Below are 15,243 nucleotides of genomic sequence, written 5' to 3'. Positions count from 1 at the left end.
CCCCGCGCCGTATCCCCCGTCCCGGGCAGGTCGCAGGGGTGTGGCATGGTTGATGGCGTGGTGAATCCGGCTGGCGAGCGTTCAGGTGCCTCCGGGTCCGGCGGCCGTCGGACCAGGGTGAGCACGAGTCAGTTCGGCGCGCTCGGCCTCTATCTCGCCGATCCCCGCGTCGAGGCGTCCGTGCTGGGCCTGCTGGAGGGCGTCGAGTCCGAGCTGCGGGCGAGCGTGGCCAGCGCCGACCCGTTTGTCACGGAGGCCGCCCGGCACCTCGTGGAGGCCGGCGGCAAGCGGTTCCGCCCGCTGCTGGTGGCGCTGGGCGCCCAGTTCGGCGATCCCACGGGTCCGCAGGTCGTGCCGGCCGCCGTGGTGATGGAGCTCACCCACCTGGCGACGCTCTACCACGACGACGTGATGGACGAGGCCGCCGTGCGCCGAGGGGCGCCGAGCGCCAACTCCCGGTGGACCAACTCGGTCGCCATCCTCGTCGGCGACTACCTCTTCGCCCGCGCCGCCGACATCGCCGCCGACCTGGGCATCGAGGCCGTACGCCTCCAGGCGCGCACCTTCGCGCGGCTGGTGCACGGCCAGATCGCCGAGACCGTCGGCCCCCGCCCCGGCGACGACCCGGTGGCCCACTACCTCGACGTGATCGCGGGCAAGACCGGTTCGCTGATCGCCACGTCGGCCCGCTTCGGCGGCATGTTCGGCGGTGCCGCCCCGGAGCACACCGAGGCGCTGGCGGGCTACGGCGAGACCATCGGCGTGGCCTTCCAGCTCTCCGACGACCTGCTCGACATCGCCTCGGAGTCGGTGGAGTCGGGCAAGACGCCCGGCACCGACCTGCGCGAGGGCGTGCCGACCCTGCCGGTGCTCTACGCGCTCGGCTCGGACGACGCCGACGCCGCCTCGGTGCGGCTGCGGGAGATCCTGGCGACCGGGCCGCTGACCGACGACGACCTGCACGCCGAGGCGCTCGGCCTGCTGCGCGAGAGCCCGGCGCTCAAGCGGGCCCGGGAGACGGTCCGCAGCTACGCCGAGGACGCCCGGGAGCAGCTCTCGCCGCTTCCGCAGGGTCCGGCCCGCCGCGCCCTCGAATCCCTCTGCGACTACATCGCCGACCGCACCAGCTGACGCCCGACCCGCTAGCGGCGGGCGAGCAGGCGGCTGCCGGCGAGCATCAGGGCGGCGGCCAGCAGCATCGATCCGGCGGCCACGAGCCACATCACCGGGTAGCCGGCGTGCGCGGCCACGGCACCGAGGCCGAGCGGGCCGAGACAGCCGCCCGCGTACACCCCGGTCTGGGTGACCGAGGTGGCGGCGGCCGGGGCCTGCGGGTGCAGCCGGACCACCGCGTAGGTCATCAGGCCCGGCCACGCCCAGCCCAGGCCGAAGCCGAGCAGCACGCCGGCCACCAGCGGCACCGACCCGGCCGTCGCGAGCAGGCCGAGCCCGGCGGCGCCGACCACGAGCATGCCGGCGATGAGGGCGACGTGCCCGGTGGCGCGGCGGTCCGCGAGCCAGCCCACGACGACCCGGGCCGCCACGCAGACCGCGCTGCCCAGCGTCAGGGTCAACCCGGCCAGCCCGGGTGACAACCCCCGGTCGGCGGACGAGTCGACGACGAAGGTGCCGAGCGCGTTCGCGGCGGCCGCGGCGAAGGTCCCGGCGGCCCCGACCACCACCAGGGCCGCGGTGGCGCGGCCGCCGCGGGTGGGTGCGGCCGTCCGGGCGGGGCGCGGCTCCCGCGCGGGTACGGCCGGCAACGCCGCCAGGGCCGCGCCGGCGGCCACGACGAACGCCCAGCGCCAGCCGGCCGTCAGCGCCACGGTCGGCACCGCCGCCCCGGCCAGCAGGGTGGCCACGGGGATGGCGGCCTGCTTCACCCCGAACGACAACCCCTGCCTGCGGGTCGGCACGTGCCGGGCGAGCGTGGCGTTGCTGGCGAGCTGACCGAGGGCGTTGGCGGTGCCGGCGAGCGCGAGCAGCCCGAGCAGGACCAGGTACGACCGGGCCAGCCCCGCCACGGCCAGCAGGCAGGCGGCGGAGAGCAGGATGCCGGCACGGGCCACCACGGTCGGCCCGTGCCGCTCGGCGAGGACGCCGGAGGGCACCGAGGCCAGCGCGCCCACGCCGAAGTAGACCGACACGGCCAGGCCCAGCCCGGCCGGCGAGAAGCCGAGGTCCTCGCCCATCTGCACGGCGAGACCGCCGAGCAGGAAGACCGGCAGGACGCAGGCGATGGTGACGGCGACGGCCCCGGTCACGGCCCGCGCGGGCCGGGGCGGGGCGATGCCCGGGTCGGGCTGGAGCGCGATGTCGGTCATGGTCCGGCAAACCTACGCGAGCGGGGTTTTCGTCACGGAACGTGCCTGTCGAGCAACGCGACGTTCATGACGATCTGGCATCCTCCACCCGAACAGGCATTTCGAACCCGGCCTGTTTTTCATATGGTGTAAGTCCCCGGCGGCGGAGGTGGTTGTGCGCGACCCCTTGGCGGAACCTTCGGATCTCATCCGGAGCGTGTCCCGCGCGCTACGCGTGCTCGAGTCGGTCGGTCGCGCCCCGAAGGGGCTCACCGTCAAACAGATCGCCCGGCGCTGCGAGCTGACCGTGGCGACGACCTACCACCTGGTCCGCACCCTGGCCTACGAGGGCTACGTGATCCGTCGCGAGGACGGCACGTACATCGTGGGCCTGGAGGTGGCCGACCGCTACCGCGAGCTGGTGACGGCGTTCCGGGGGCCGCCGGCGGTCGGGGAGAGCCTGCGCCGGGCCGCCATGGACACCGGCTACAGCCACTACCTCGGCCGGTTCGTGGGCGGCCAGGTGGCGGTCACGGCCGTGGCCGAGGGCCCGCGCTCGCCGTACCTGGAGGACCTGGTGCCCGGGTTCGACGAGGGAGCGCACGCGACCGCCCTCGGCAAGGCGCTGCTCGCCACGATGACCGCCGAGCAGCGCTTCCGCTACCTGCGCGACTACGGCATGCGTCCGTTCACCGCCGCCACCCTGACCACCTCCGAGGCGTTCGAGGTCGACCTGGCCGCCGGGGACCGGCGGGGCATGCAGCTGGAGCTGGGGCAGTTCCGGCAGGGCGTGGCCTGCGCCGCGGTGCTGGTCAGCCCCGACAAGGACATGGAACGCCGGGTCGTGCTGGCCTGCGCGCTGCCGGCCGGCGAGATGATGACCTCCGCCCGCGCGGTCCGGGCGAAGCTGCTCACCGTCGCCCGGGCGATCGCCGACGGCCTGGCCGCCGACAGCTGACCCGCCCCCGCCCCGGCCGGGCCGCGACGACCGTGGCCCTCCCCCCGGCTGGGAGAGGGCCACGGTGGCGGTCCGGCGGCGGACCGCCCGTAGGGTGGTCAGCTGCCGATCGGCCCGCCGTCCAGGCGCCAGGCGACCACCACGCCCGGCTTGGCGTAGTCGCCGTCCGGCCAGTTCGAGGCCGGCTTCTCGACCGAGGCGCCGCTGAGCTCGCCCGGGTGCTGCACCGCCACGAAGACCGAGCGGTTGTCCCCGGTGATGAACGGGCCGCAGGCCTCCGCGCCCACCGGCACGGTGAGGAACTGCTTCAGGTGGCCCCGCTCCGGCCCCTCGACGGCCGTGGCGAAGAGGCCGTCGTTGCTGCCCAGCGCGTTGCCGTCCGTGGAGATCCAGAGGTTCCCGGTGGCGTCGAACGCCACGTTGTCCGGGCAGGAGATCGGGGAGACCTTCGTCTTGTCGTACCCGGCGAAGAAGGTCGACGGGTCGGCCGGGTCGCCGGCGACGATCGGCAGCGACCAGGTGAAGGTCTCGCCGGCGTTGTCGCCACGGTCCTCGACGAGTTCCAACACCTGGCCGTGCTTGTTCGAGTTGCGCGGGTTCGCCTCGTCGGCGGCCGGCTTGCCGGCCCTGCCCCGGTCGGTGTTGTTGGTCAGCGCCACGTAAACCTTGCCGGTGAGCAGGCTCGGCTCGACGTCCTCCGGGCGGTCCATTTTGGTCGCGCCGACCTTGTCGCCGGCCAGCCGGGTGAAGGTGAGCACGTCGGCGGCGGTCATCCCGTCGACGTACGAGCGGTTGCCGCTGACCAGCCTGATCCACCGGCCCCGGCCGTCGAACGCGCCGTCGGAGGGGAGCTTGCCGGAACCGTCGATCTCGCCGGCGCTGCTCTGCGTCAGCTCGGCGACGTAGAGGGTGCCCGACTCCAGCAGGGTCAGGTTGTGCCGGCGGGCCACCCGGGAGTTGCCCTTCATGAACTTCTTGTCGGAGACGAACTTGTAGAGGTAGTCGAAGCGCTCGTCGTCGCCCATGTACGCGACCACGTGCCCGCTCTTCGCGACGATGACGTTCGCGCCCTCGTGCTTGAACCGGCCCAGCGCGGTGTGCTTTCGCGGGCGGCTCTCCGGGTCGTACGGGTCGATCTCGACGATCCAGCCGTGCCGGTTGGCCTCGTTCGGGTGCTTCGCCAGGTCGAACCGCTCGTCGGCGCGCTCCCACTTGCGGCTGCCGCTCGGGTGACGGGTGGTGGTGGTGATGCCGTACCGGGCCAGCTTCGGCTTGACCTCCTCGGCCACCGCGTCGCCGCCGACGAAGTACTGGTTGAAGTTCTCCTCGCCGCTGAGCACCGTGCCCCACGGGGTCACCCCGCCGGCGCAGTTGTTCAGCGTGCCGACGACCGTACGGCCCTTCGGGTCGGCGGCCGTCCGCAGGTGGACCGAACCGGCGGCCGGCCCGGTCAACTCGAACTTCGTGGCCAGCGCCGTGATTCGCCGGTTGTACGGCCGCCGGCCCTTGGTGACCGGCCGCCACTGCCCGGTGCCGTCGACCCGCTCCAGCTCCACCACCGACATGCCGTGCGCCGCCATCGCGATCCGCAGCTGCTCGACGCTCAGCGCGTCCTGGCTCGTGAAGCCGGGGAACATCAGGTCCTCGTTGGTGTACTCGTGGTTGACCACGAGCAGCGCGCGGCGTCGCCCGTCCAGCGGCAGCACCCCGACGAAGTCGTTGTTGTAGCCGAACTGCCGGGCCTGGGCGGCGGCGCTCTGGGCGCGCACGTCGAACTCGGGGGCGCCCGGCACCACCGGGTCGCCCCAGCGCAGGACGACCGCGTGGTCGTACCCGTTGGGCACGACGAGGCTGTCGAGGGTGTTCGGCGGGACGGGCTTGAAGGTCAGCGCGCCGCTGCCGACGCCGCCGGCGGGACGGTCGAAGCCGGCAGCACCGGGGACCACGGGGGCGGCGGGGGCCGCCGCGGCGGGGGCGGCACCGGCCACCGCACCGCCGAAGCCGAGGACCAGCGCGCCGACCGCGCCGGCCCGGACCACGCCGCGCCGGGACACCTCCGCGTTCACCACGTCCCCGAAGTACGCGTTGTCGGACGTGTTGGGCACCGGGTGGTCGCACGCGTTGCCGCACCGGTAGAGACAGGTCATGGCGTCGCGGCTGCCGTGGCGGGTGGCGCCCAGCAACGGGAGCAGCCGGGGACGGTCGCTCATGGAAGGAGCCTCCTGATGGGGGTCGGTGCACGCCGGACCAGCCGCTGGCGTGCGTACCCGCCGGACGCTAGGAGGGCGCGGTGAGCGACCGTCGGCGGCGGCATGAACCGGGCGTGAACACCTCGGCCGGGGGTGCCACGGTGACCTGCGGCTGAACCGTTCGGGGCGGCGGCACGTATTCCCGTGCGAACGCCACCGCCGGACTCGCGCCGACAGCGAGGAGACCCGCCATCAGCGACCACGACGCCCAACTGCTCCGCGCGCTGCACGACGAGCACGCGGAGGCGCTGCACGCGCATGCCCTGCGGCTGGTCAACGGCGACCGGCAGCGGGCCGAGGACCTGGTGCAGGAGACGCTGCTGCGGGCCTGGCGGCATCCGGAGGCGCTCGACCCGACGCGCGGCTCGATCCGGTCCTGGCTCTTCACGACCGCCCGCAACCTGGCCATCGACGCCTGGCGGCGCCGCTCCGCCCGGGTCGGGGAGGTCTACACCGACGAGCTGCCCGAGCCTCCCGAGGCCGTGGACGAGGCGGAACGGGCGGTGGAGGCGTGGACCGTCGCCGAGGCGCTGAGCCGGCTCAGCCCCACCCACCGGGAGGTGCTGGTCGAGTGCTTCTACCAGGGGCGGTCGGTGGCGGAGGCCGCCTCCCGGCTGGGCGTGCCGCCCGGCACGGTCAAGTCCCGGACCCACTACGCCCTGCGCTCACTACGGTTGGTCCTGGCCGAGATGGGGGTGACGGAATGACCCGGTGCGAGTTCGCGCACGACGACGGCGCGTACGTGCTGGGTGCGCTGGCTCCCGCCGACCGGGTGGCCTACGAGCGGCACCTCGCCGGCTGCGCCGCCTGTCGGGAGGCGGTCGCCGAGATCGCCGTCCTGCCCGGGCTGCTCGGCCGCCTCGACCCGGCCGGCCTGGAGCAGTTCCTGCCGCCGCCGGAGAACCCCCGGGTGCCCGAACTGCTCGCCGCCGCGCGGGAGCGCCGCCGCCGCGACCGGTCGGCCACCCGCCGCCGGTACGCCCTCACCGCGCTCGCGGCCGCCGTGGCGGCCCTGGTCGTCGGCGTCGGCACCGCCGCCCTGCTGCCCCGGGAGGCGGCCGGCCCGACCCCGGTCGAGGTGCGGATGGTCGCCATGCAGCCGGTCGCCGGCGCGGTGCCGGTGCACGCCGAGATCGCCCTCAACGGCACCGAATGGGGCACCGAGGTGCGGATGCGCTGCGGGTACGACGCGAAGGCCGGCTACGCCAAGGCGTACACCTTCCGGCTGGTGGCGCACGGCCCGGACGGCGCGACGGAGCAGATCGGTTCCTGGCTCGCCGCTCCCGGCGACGACCTGCGGATCACCGGCGCGACCCGGTTCACCGACGCGGAGCTGGTCCGGCTGGAGCTGCTGCGCGCCGACGGCACCCCCGTCCTCGTCTACGACATCCGCTGACCCGCGCCGCTCAGCGGGGCGCGGCGACGGCCTCGGCCCGGCGGGCGGCGAGGGTGGCGGCGCGGGTACGGCGGGAGTTGCGGACGGCGTCGACGGTGAAGACGATCAGCGCGGCCCAGACCAGGGCGAAGCCGGCGACCCGGGCCGGCGGCATCGGCTCGTGGAAGATCAGCACCCCGCAGCCGAGCTGGAGGATCGGGGCGAGGTACTGGATCATGCCGAGACCGGTCAGCGGCAGCCGGTTCGCCGCCCCGGCGAAGAGCAGCAGCGGGATCGCGGTCGCCGCCCCCGCCGACACCAGCAGCAGGGTGTGCCCGACCGACACCTGCCCGAACGTGCCCTCGCCGGCGGCGGCCAGCCAACCCACGTACGCCAGCGCGGGCAGCGCCAGCACCGCCGACTCGACGAAGAGCCCCTCGGCGGCGGGCAGCCCGAGCTGCTTCTTGGCCAGGCCGTACCCGGCGAAGCTGAACGCCAGCACCAGCGCCAGGTACGGCAGCCGGCCGTAGTCGACGGTCAGCACGGCCACGGCCAGCCCGCCGATGCCGAGCGCCACCCACTGCGTGGGCCGCAGCCGCTCGCGCAGCACGGTGACGCCCAGCAGCACCACCACCAGCGGGTTGATGAAGTAGCCGAGGGCGGTCTCCACCACCCGGTCGGAGGTCACGCCGTAGATGTAGGTGCCCCAGTTCACCGCGATGAGCGCGGCGGCGACGCCGATGCCGGCCAGCGCCCGGGGCCGGCGCAGCAGTGCCCGCAGGAAACCGACGTTGCGCATCGCCGCCAGCAGCAGGGCGACGAACACCACCGACCAGACGATGCGGTGGGCCAGGATCTCCAGTGGCCCCGCCGGCCGCATCAGCCGCAGGTAGAGCGGGAAGAACCCCCAGAGCAGGTACGCGACGAAGCCGTAGAGGTAGCCGAGGCGGAGTGGCGTCACGTTTCCACCGTAAGGGCCGGGAGGCCGTCCGGTTCCTTTCCGGTGACCGGACTCACCGGCTGGTCCCGCTGGTCGAGCTGCATCCAGCGGTGCGGATCGGTCAGCGGGGCGAACCCGACCTTGGCGTACACCGCGTGGGCGTCGGCGGTGGCCAGCAGGATCCGGCGTACGCCCAGCTCGGCGAGGTGGTCGCGGACCGCACCGGCCAGCCAGTTGCCCAGTCCCCGGCCGCGCTCGCCGGTGTCGACGTAGACGTCGCAGAGCCAGGCGAAGGTGGCGTGGTCGGTGACCACCCGGGCGACCGCGACCTGGCGGCCGTCAACCGGGCGGTAGACGCCGAACGGCACCGACCCGGCGAACGCCCGCGCCACCGTCTCCCGGTCTCGCCCGAGCGCCCAGTACGCGTCGGTGGAGAGCCAGTGGTGCACCAGGCCCAGGTCGATCCGGGCCGGGTCGGTGCTCAGCAGGTAGCCGTCGTCGCGGGTCAGGGTGAACATGCCCGCGACGCTAACCCGGCCACCCGGCCCGATCAGCGGCCAATTCCCGCCCTCTGGGCGGCCCGCCCGCCCACCTGGTGCGCGACCGCCCCCTGGTCGAGGCGGGTCAGTCCCGGTCCAGGACGGCCCCGAGGATCCACGTGACGATGCCGACGAACAGCGCGCCGAGCACCGCCTCCGGCCAGAAGCCGTCGACGTGGAAGGGCAGCCCGGCCTGGTCGGCGATCCAGCTCGTGAGCAGGAACAGCAGCCCGTTGACCACCAGCGCGATCAGGCCGAGGGTCAGCAGGTAGAAGCCGCAGCCGACGGTCTTGATGATCGGCTGGAGCACCGCGTTGACCACGCCGAAGATCACCGCGACGAGGACCAGCGTGACGACCGCCTCGCCGGCGGACGCCGAGTCCAGCGTGATGCCCGGGATGAGCAGCGTGGCCAGCCAGAAGGCCAGCGCCGTGCTGCCCAGCCGGATCAGCAGCCCTTTGAGGAAACCCATGGCCGGATCGTGCCACGGACGGACAAGCTGCGGAAGCCGCGGCCGTCGCCCCGTTCAGCGGCGGGACGGGCGGCCGATCAGCTGCGACTCGATCGGGGTGGGGGAGAGCAGCGCCCAGCGCAGCGCCCGCCGGTTGACCACCGCGACCATGTCGTCCCGGATCCGGGTCAGCCACTCCGCCGACCCGCCGAGGCCCAGCGCGGCGCCCGCCACGGCGGCCTCGGCCGGGTCGAGCGGTTGCAGCACGGCCAGGTCGGCGCGGCCCAGCGCGTCGGCGTCGGCGGGGGTCAGCTCGTCGCGCACCAGCAACGTCGTCCGCCACGCCGAGCCCGGCTCCGTCCCGGCGGGCGTGGTACCGGCGTCGACCACCACCAGCAGCGGACGCAGCGGCGAACCCGGCTCGCCCACGGGACGGCCGGGCGGCACCACCGGGATCATCGTGCCGGGGGTGCCGACGCCCCGGACGAACGGCTCCCACCAGCGCGGGCGGGCGGTCTGCACCACCACCCGGGCGCCGAGCGCCATGGCCCGCACCGCCACCAGCTGCGCCGCGCGCACCCCGCCGACCAGCATCACCCGGGTGCTCTCCGGCCGGAACAGCCGGACGGTCACCGCGCCGCCGTGCCGGTTGGTGCCGACCATCAGCCCCGCCTCGCCGAGGGTCAGCTCCAGGCCGTCGGGCGCCGGACCCGGACCCGCCGCGCCCGCCGCCGCGAGCGGCAGCGTGTCGGCCAGCCCGTCGAGCTGCGCGCCGTCGAGCCGGTGCACCTCGCCGCCCACCTCGGCCACCAGCCGGCGCAGCGCCTGCGCCGCGATCGAGAGCTCCGCCGGGGTGGCGGCGGCCAGCCGTACGGCCAGCTCGGTCGGCGCCGACGCGGGGTCGGTGCCGGCCCACGGCCCGACGCCGAGCGAGACGGTCGTCGCCGTCGCGGGCAGCGCGAGCATCCGGGTCACCAGCCGCCGACCGGCGTCGGTACGCGGGTCGGGCCAGCGGCGCAGCCGGAACGTGGTCTGGAGCAGGTCGCCCGCCCGGACCGCCTGCCAGGACTCCTGCGCGGGATGGTCGTCGTGGTGGGCCAGCTCCGCCAGCACCCGCAGCGTCGCGTGCTCGCCCAGCGGGCGGGCGGTGACGGGCCCGACCCGGCGCGCGATGCGGCGCACCGTTCCGGCGAGCGCCCGCCGCAGCTCCTCTCCCGTCCAGCCCTCGGCACGCAGCACCCGCACGGCGAGCACGGCCCGTTCCCGACCGGCGAGCCGCCCGTCGGTGAGCTGGCGGTACGAGGTGGCGACCGCGCCGCCACCCGCGCCGACGGTCGGCGCCGGGGAGCCCGTCAGCAGGAGCTGGAGCCGCACCGGGGGGCCGTCCGGCGCGGCTGCCGGCAGCAGGGTCGCCGGGACGGGCAGCGCGCGGGGAGCGTCGCCGAGCAGGTCGGCCGGATCGCCGATCTCCAGCACGGCCACCATCCCGGCGGCGTCGTCCAGCACGGCGGCCGGCGTGCCGGCCAGCTCGACGGGACGCACGACCGCGCCCGGGTCGACGAGGTCCAGCAGGGCCGCCGGGCCGGCGGCCGACGGCAGGGCACGGCGGCGGGTGGCGTAGCCCAGGCCCGTGGTCAGCCACTCGAAGAGCCACCGCCCCCGCAGCCGCACCCAGGCCAGGGGCAGCAGCAGCGCGGCCACCCCCACGGCGGCCAACGTCACCAGCACGCCCCTGCCGACGGCCGCGACCACGGCGGCCACCGCCACCTGCGTGGCGACGACCTGACCGGCCCGGACACCGGCGCCCCTCCGCCGGCCGGCCGGGTTCCACGACGGCGGCAGGGCGGCCGGGGCTGCCGGCACGCCGGCCACGGTGCCGGACGGATCAGCCGGACCGATCGGGCCAGCCGGGCCGGACGTGCCAACCGGGCCGGACGTGCCAACCGGGCCGGGCGGACCAGTCATGCCGGGCGGACCGGCTGACCCGGGCGGCGCCGGCACGAGGGGCGCGGCGGTCGGGCGGGGATCGTGGCCCGGGGCCGGCCGGTGCGGGCCCGGGCCGGTGGTCACCGTCACCGCGCCTCCTCGACCGGTCACTCGCCGCGACATCGACGCCGCCCATCGTAAGGGGAGCGTCCGGCGGGATGGGGGCCGCGGTCGTCCACAGGGGATGGCCACGGGGTAGCAGAACCGCGACGGTACCGCTACCGTCAGCGACGAGTTTCGCTGACCCCGCGCCCGCCACGCTCGACGTCCGGGCGGCGCGAGCGGCGCGCCCGGTGGACGGGTGCGCCCACGGCCAGCCACGACCGAGGAGACGAGGTGACGTCCCGGGTGTCCCAGACCCAGGCAGAAGCAGCGGTGATGCAGCAGACCGCCGCGAAGTTCGAGCAGGTCGACCAGTCCCTGCAGTCCATGCTGAGCAGCCTGATGGCCGAGTTGGAGGTGTTGCAGCAGGCCTGGCGCGGTGCCGGCGGGCGCTCGTTCGAGCAGGTCAAGCAGCAGTGGGCACAGGACCAGGCGGCGCTTCAGCGGGCGCTGCGGGAGACCGCCGGCGCCGTCCGCACGGCCGGCCGGCACTACGACGTCTCGGACGCCGAGGCCGCCAGCCGGGTGTCCACCACCAACCGCGGCGGCATCCAGCTGCCGCTCTGACCCGGTCTCGGGGGAGGAGACATCCGATGGACGGTGTACTGGTCGTCAACTTCGCCGCCCTGCAACAGGCGAGTGCGGACATCCAGAAGGCGCTGAACGCGCTCGACTCGCAGCTCGGGCAGCTCGAACGGGACGCCGCCCCGCTCGTGGCGAGCTGGTCCGGCGAGGCCCTCCAGGCCTACGAGCAGCGGCAGCGCCGCTGGCGGTCGGCCTCGCAGGACCTCCAGGTCATGCTGCGCGACATCAAGCTCGCGGTGGACGACTCCGCCGCCGACTACCTCGACACGGAGAAGAAGAACGTCGGCCTGTTCCAGTAGGCCCCGCCCGATGGTGGCGTCGATCGTGAGCCGGTCGGCGCCACCATCGGCCGTTCCGGGCAACTCGACCGCCGGTGGACATCCGGATGCGACGGTCGCAGAGCGCAGGCCGGGTCAGGCGGGGCGACGGGCGCAGACCGCCGGCCGGGTCAGGCGGGGTCGGCCGGCCTCCAGCGGCGGCGGGCCCCGCGCGGCACGACGAGCGCCAACAGCGCCGCCAGGGCCACCACCGCCCCGCTGGCCCCCGCCACGAGCAGCGCCCGGTCCCGGGCCGTCGCCCGGCGGGCCAGCTGCGCCAGCACCGCCGGTTCGGCCCGGTCGTCCGCGAGCGCGCTGACCTGGCGCGCCAGCTCCGACGTGCCCCCGGTCTCCGTGACCGCCCGGTACGGGTTCAGCACCCCCGCGCCGTACCCGCCGCCCCGACCGTCGCCGGGGGCAGGATCGGCGGTCGCCACGATCCGCTGCGCCACCTGCGCCGCCGTCAGCTCCGGCCGGTACTGGCGCAGCAGCGCGGCGGTGGCCGTCACGAACGGCGCCGCATAGCTGGTGCCCTCGGCCCGGTGGTGGCCCTCGCCGGGGGCTGCCATCAGCACGTCGCTGCCCGGGGCGACCAGGTCGACGTACGGGCCGGTCTGGGAGAACGGTGCCCGTGCCCCGTCCGCCCCGATCGCGCCCACCCCGAGCACCCCGTCGTACGCGGCCGGGTAGGGCCGGGGGTCACCGGCGTCGTGCAGGTTCCCGGCGGCGGCCACCACGACCACGTCCCGGTCGACCGCGTAGCCGATCGCGGCCCGCACCGCCGGGTCGTCCGCGTACAGGACGACGGAGAGGTTGAGCACGTCGGCGTCGTGGTCGACCGCCCAACGGACGGCGCGGGCGAAGTCCCCGGCGCTGACCGTGCGCCCCGACTCCCGCCCCTCGACCACCTGCTGCTCGCTGACCCGTACCGGCAGGATCCGAGCGCCCGGGGCCAGCCCACGGAACGCCGTCCCGTCGCGGGGGGCGGCGGCGATGATGCTCGCCACGCCGGTGCCGTGGCCGGCGCAGTCCCGGCTGCCGTCGCCGCCCGGGTCGAGCAGGTCGGTGCCGTCGAGCACCCGGCCGGCCAACTGCGGGTGCCGCCGGTCCACCCCCGAGTCGATCACCGCCACCGTCACCCCGGCGCCGGTGGCGAGCGGTGCCAGCCGCTCCGGGGCGTACCGCTGCTGGGGCCAGGGGCGCGCGGACACCGGCCGGACCGGGGCGAGGGGCGAGGCGCAGCCGGGTGCCGCCCGCACGGCGGTTGACGCGGACCCCGACCAGCCGGCCGGCACCGGGCCGGGGGCGGGCCCGGCCGGGCGACCGGCGCTCGTGGGGGCGGCCGGGACGGCCGTCAGCAACGCCGCCGTGAGGGCGGCGAGGAGCGGGCGTGCGGGGGACCGGGACATCGACCGCCTCCGTATCGTGTCGACTCCGGAACGGGATGTTAGCGCTTGTGGCGGCCCCGGGCGCACCGTCGCCGGCCAGCGATTGTGATCTTGCTTCTACCTTGTAGGTTGTACGCGATACCTATGGCCTGTTCGCGGGAGGAGGGGTGGCCGTGACCGAGTGGGAGCCGGCCACCGACGCCGAAGCGGCGATGCGGGACGCGCTACGCGCCAACGACCAACAGCTCTACTTCCGCGTCCTGGCCCGGACCGAACTGCTGCTGCCGGTCTCCGCCGAGGCGCTCGCGGGGACGGTACCGGTGGGCTGGGGCACCTGGAGCACAGGTGGCCGCACCCATGTGCTGGCGTTCACCTCTTCAGCGGCGGTGCGCGCCTGTCTCGGCGAGCACGGGGGTGCCGTCCGGCGCATCTCGTACGCCGATCTGTCCGACAGCTGGCCCAACCACGAGTGGTGGCTGGCGGTCAATCCCGGGCTGCCCATCGAGGGTTACCTGCCGGCCTGGTTCGTCGCCCAGCTCTCCCGGGGCGACGTCCGGCTGCCCGGCCGCACCATGGGTGCGCGGGCCCGGCTGGAACGCGTGGAGACGGCTGCCCGGGCGCGGGCCCAGGCCGCCGGTCAGGACACGCCGGGCGGGCCGGCAACCGGGCCGACCACCGGTGTGGCCCGGCCGGACGGCACGCTGCGGCCCGAGCCCACGGCCGCGTCGGCCACCGGCCGGATCCCCGCACCCGCCCGGCCCGGCCCGGCCCACCCGCTCGTCCCGCCCACGCCCCCGGCGGACCATCTGGATGCGCGGCGTGGCGACCCGACGGCCGGCGGACCCGCCCGGTTCGACGCCGTGGCGGCCCCCGACCGGCTCCCGCCGCCGCGCCCCGCGCCGCTCACCGAGCGCCCGAGGGGCCTGCCGACGCCCGACGCCCACCCCTCGCCGTCGACAAACGGTCGCCCGGCCGGGGAGGCCCCGGAGCGGCCGAACCGGTCGTTCTTCGAGCCGGCCTCCGGTCGCGCGGCCGCCCACCGACAGGAGGCGCTGCGCTCGGGCGAGCGGGCGGTCCCGCCGTCCCGCCTCGCCCCCGGCAGCCAGCCGTTCCCCCGCCGCCGGCCGCTCGGGGAGCCGGTACCGGGGGAGGCGACCCACCCGATCCCGAGCGCTTCGACCGGAGCGGAACCGACCCACGCCTTCGCGGCGCCCGTCGGTGAGCCGACCCGCGCCTTCACGTCGCCGACCGCGGAGCCGACCCACGCGTTCACGGTGCCCGCCGGTGAGCCGACCCACGCGTTCACGTCGCCGACCGCAGAACCGACTCACGCGTTCACGGTGCCCGTCGGTGAGCCGACCCATGCCTTCACGGCGGCCGGCGGGGAGCCCACCCGGGCCTTCGCGATGCCCGGGGGCGAGGCCACGCAGGTGTTGCCGCCGCGCGGGTCCGGCGAGGACGCCACGCGGGACCTCCGGGCCCCCGCCCCGGATCCCGGGCCGCCACCACCGGCGTACGGCACAGACCGACCGCAGCCGGCCGAGGACCTCACGCAGGCGTTGCCGCGCCGGCAGGCCACCCCCGAGCCGGTCGGGCCGGAGCCGGCGGCGGACGCGGAACCGGTCTCCGGGCCGCCCGCTTCCCGACGCGGGTTCACGCCCATCGTCATCGAGGGCACCGTCATCGAGTCGCGGGACCTCACCGGGCCGCCCGCCCCCGAGCCGGCCCCGCCCGCCGAGGAGACCGTCTCGCTGTTCGAGCCGGTCCGGCGCCGCCGGGAACCGGTGACCGCCGCCACCGCCGACCCCACACAGACCGCGCCCGCCCACCCGTCGTCGCCCGCCGACACCGTGCGGTCCGCCGCCCCGTCGTGGTCCGGCGACGCGACCGTGTCTCTGGATCCGACCGTGTCCCTGGATCGGACGCAGCCGGTCGTGTCGGGCGACGCGACGGTGTCTCTGGATCCGACCGTGTCCCTGGATCGGACGCAGCCGGTCGTGTCGGGCGACGCGACGGTGTCTCTGGATCCGACCGTGTCCCTGGATCGGAC

At 75.6% G+C, this 15,243-nt stretch carries 14 protein-coding genes; 7 read left to right on the top strand and 7 right to left on the bottom strand.

Annotated features, from left to right (window positions below):
• Positions 1 to 45 precede the first annotated feature (45 nt).
• Positions 46 to 1,131 (top strand): polyprenyl synthetase family protein, encoded by a 1,086-nt coding sequence (locus tag EV374_RS05360; RefSeq protein WP_132232098.1) that lies wholly within the window; start codon positions 46 to 48, stop codon positions 1,129 to 1,131.
• An 11-nt stretch (positions 1,132 to 1,142) separates the two neighbouring features.
• Here EV374_RS05360 and EV374_RS05355 read toward each other — a convergent pair whose 3' ends face one another.
• The gene (locus EV374_RS05355) at positions 1,143 to 2,324 is read right to left on the bottom strand and encodes an MFS transporter (protein ID WP_132232096.1); all 1,182 of its coding nucleotides are present in this window, start codon (positions 2,322 to 2,324) and stop codon (positions 1,143 to 1,145) included.
• 154 nt (positions 2,325 to 2,478) lie between these two features.
• Between EV374_RS05355 and EV374_RS05350 the strand changes: the two genes are divergently transcribed.
• Positions 2,479 to 3,261 (top strand): helix-turn-helix domain-containing protein, encoded by a 783-nt coding sequence (locus EV374_RS05350; protein ID WP_132232094.1) that lies wholly within the window; start codon positions 2,479 to 2,481, stop codon positions 3,259 to 3,261.
• A gap of 98 nt (positions 3,262 to 3,359) precedes the next feature.
• Here the strand turns inward: EV374_RS05350 and EV374_RS05345 are convergent, their stop codons facing one another.
• Positions 3,360 to 5,471, bottom strand: a complete 2,112-nt coding sequence (locus tag EV374_RS05345) for a PhoX family protein (RefSeq protein WP_132232092.1) — start codon at positions 5,469 to 5,471, stop codon at positions 3,360 to 3,362.
• A gap of 251 nt (positions 5,472 to 5,722) precedes the next feature.
• Here EV374_RS05345 and EV374_RS05340 point away from each other — a divergent pair, with 251 nt between their 5' ends.
• Positions 5,723 to 6,217 carry a sigma-70 family RNA polymerase sigma factor gene (locus EV374_RS05340; protein WP_486485607.1) on the top strand — a complete coding sequence of 165 codons (495 nt, stop codon included), beginning with the start codon at positions 5,723 to 5,725 and terminating at the stop codon, positions 6,215 to 6,217.
• Complete coding sequence (locus tag EV374_RS05335) at positions 6,214 to 6,906, top strand: zf-HC2 domain-containing protein (RefSeq protein WP_132232088.1); 693 nt, start codon at positions 6,214 to 6,216, stop codon at positions 6,904 to 6,906. The genes EV374_RS05340 and EV374_RS05335 overlap by 4 nt, the downstream gene beginning before the upstream one ends.
• A 10-nt stretch (positions 6,907 to 6,916) precedes the next feature.
• Here EV374_RS05335 and rarD read toward each other — a convergent pair whose 3' ends face one another.
• The 4 genes from rarD to eccE form a co-directional block, all read right to left on the bottom strand.
• Positions 6,917 to 7,846: an EamA family transporter RarD gene (gene rarD / locus EV374_RS05330; protein ID WP_132232086.1), complete on the bottom strand. Its 930-nt coding sequence runs from the start codon at positions 7,844 to 7,846 to the stop codon at positions 6,917 to 6,919.
• Entirely contained in the window at positions 7,843 to 8,343 is a 501-nt protein-coding gene (locus EV374_RS05325) for a GNAT family N-acetyltransferase (RefSeq protein WP_132232084.1), read from the bottom strand. Before EV374_RS05325 ends, rarD begins: the two co-directional genes overlap by 4 nt.
• Positions 8,344 to 8,449: 106 nt before the next feature.
• The gene (locus tag EV374_RS05320) at positions 8,450 to 8,836 is read right to left on the bottom strand and encodes a phage holin family protein (protein WP_132232082.1); all 387 of its coding nucleotides are present in this window, start codon (positions 8,834 to 8,836) and stop codon (positions 8,450 to 8,452) included.
• A 54-nt stretch (positions 8,837 to 8,890) separates the two neighbouring features.
• Complete coding sequence (gene eccE / locus EV374_RS05315; protein ID WP_207913898.1) at positions 8,891 to 10,780, bottom strand: type VII secretion protein EccE; 1,890 nt, start codon at positions 10,778 to 10,780, stop codon at positions 8,891 to 8,893.
• Positions 10,781 to 11,149: 369 nt separating this feature from the next.
• On the opposite strand from eccE, the gene EV374_RS05310 reads away from it, so the two are divergent.
• Together EV374_RS05310 and EV374_RS05305 are read left to right on the top strand one after the other, a co-directional pair.
• Entirely contained in the window at positions 11,150 to 11,470 is a 321-nt protein-coding gene (locus EV374_RS05310) for a WXG100 family type VII secretion target (RefSeq protein ID WP_132232452.1), read from the top strand.
• Positions 11,471 to 11,496: 26 nt separating this feature from the next.
• Positions 11,497 to 11,787, top strand: coding sequence for a WXG100 family type VII secretion target (locus EV374_RS05305; RefSeq protein ID WP_132232078.1), 291 nt, complete (start codon positions 11,497 to 11,499; stop codon positions 11,785 to 11,787).
• 149 nt (positions 11,788 to 11,936) lie between these two features.
• Here EV374_RS05305 and mycP read toward each other — a convergent pair whose 3' ends face one another.
• Positions 11,937 to 13,214, bottom strand: coding sequence for a type VII secretion-associated serine protease mycosin (gene mycP / locus EV374_RS05300; protein WP_132232076.1), 1,278 nt, complete (start codon positions 13,212 to 13,214; stop codon positions 11,937 to 11,939).
• A gap of 152 nt (positions 13,215 to 13,366) precedes the next feature.
• On the opposite strand from mycP, the gene EV374_RS33240 reads away from it, so the two are divergent.
• The coding region (locus EV374_RS33240; RefSeq protein WP_486485593.1) for an SseB family protein at positions 13,367 to 15,243 on the top strand (1,877 nt) is incomplete at its 3' end.

This window comes from Micromonospora sp. CNZ303, assembly GCF_004345505.1.
The sequence above is the reverse complement of the archived record's forward strand: the minus strand, read 5'-3'. Positions and strand labels throughout refer to the sequence as shown.

What these genes read in the sequence shown, in the direction of transcription:
- EV374_RS05360 (WP_132232098.1), top strand. Translation starts at nt 46, where the DNA reads ATGGTTGATGGCGTGGTGAATCCGGCTGGCGAGCGTTCAGGTGCCTCC.
- EV374_RS05355 (WP_132232096.1), bottom strand. Translation starts at nt 2,324, where the DNA reads ATGACCGACATCGCGCTCCAGCCCGACCCGGGCATCGCCCCGCCCCGG.
- EV374_RS05345 (WP_132232092.1), bottom strand. Translation starts at nt 5,471, where the DNA reads ATGAGCGACCGTCCCCGGCTGCTCCCGTTGCTGGGCGCCACCCGCCAC.
- EV374_RS05335 (WP_132232088.1), top strand. Translation starts at nt 6,214, where the DNA reads ATGACCCGGTGCGAGTTCGCGCACGACGACGGCGCGTACGTGCTGGGT.
- EV374_RS05325 (WP_132232084.1), bottom strand. Translation starts at nt 8,343, where the DNA reads ATGTTCACCCTGACCCGCGACGACGGCTACCTGCTGAGCACCGACCCG.
- EV374_RS05320 (WP_132232082.1), bottom strand. Translation starts at nt 8,836, where the DNA reads ATGGGTTTCCTCAAAGGGCTGCTGATCCGGCTGGGCAGCACGGCGCTG.
- eccE (WP_207913898.1), bottom strand. Translation starts at nt 10,780, where the DNA reads ATGACTGGTCCGCCCGGCCCGGTTGGCACGTCCGGCCCGGTTGGCACG.
- EV374_RS05305 (WP_132232078.1), top strand. Translation starts at nt 11,497, where the DNA reads ATGGACGGTGTACTGGTCGTCAACTTCGCCGCCCTGCAACAGGCGAGT.
- mycP (WP_132232076.1), bottom strand. Translation starts at nt 13,214, where the DNA reads ATGTCCCGGTCCCCCGCACGCCCGCTCCTCGCCGCCCTCACGGCGGCG.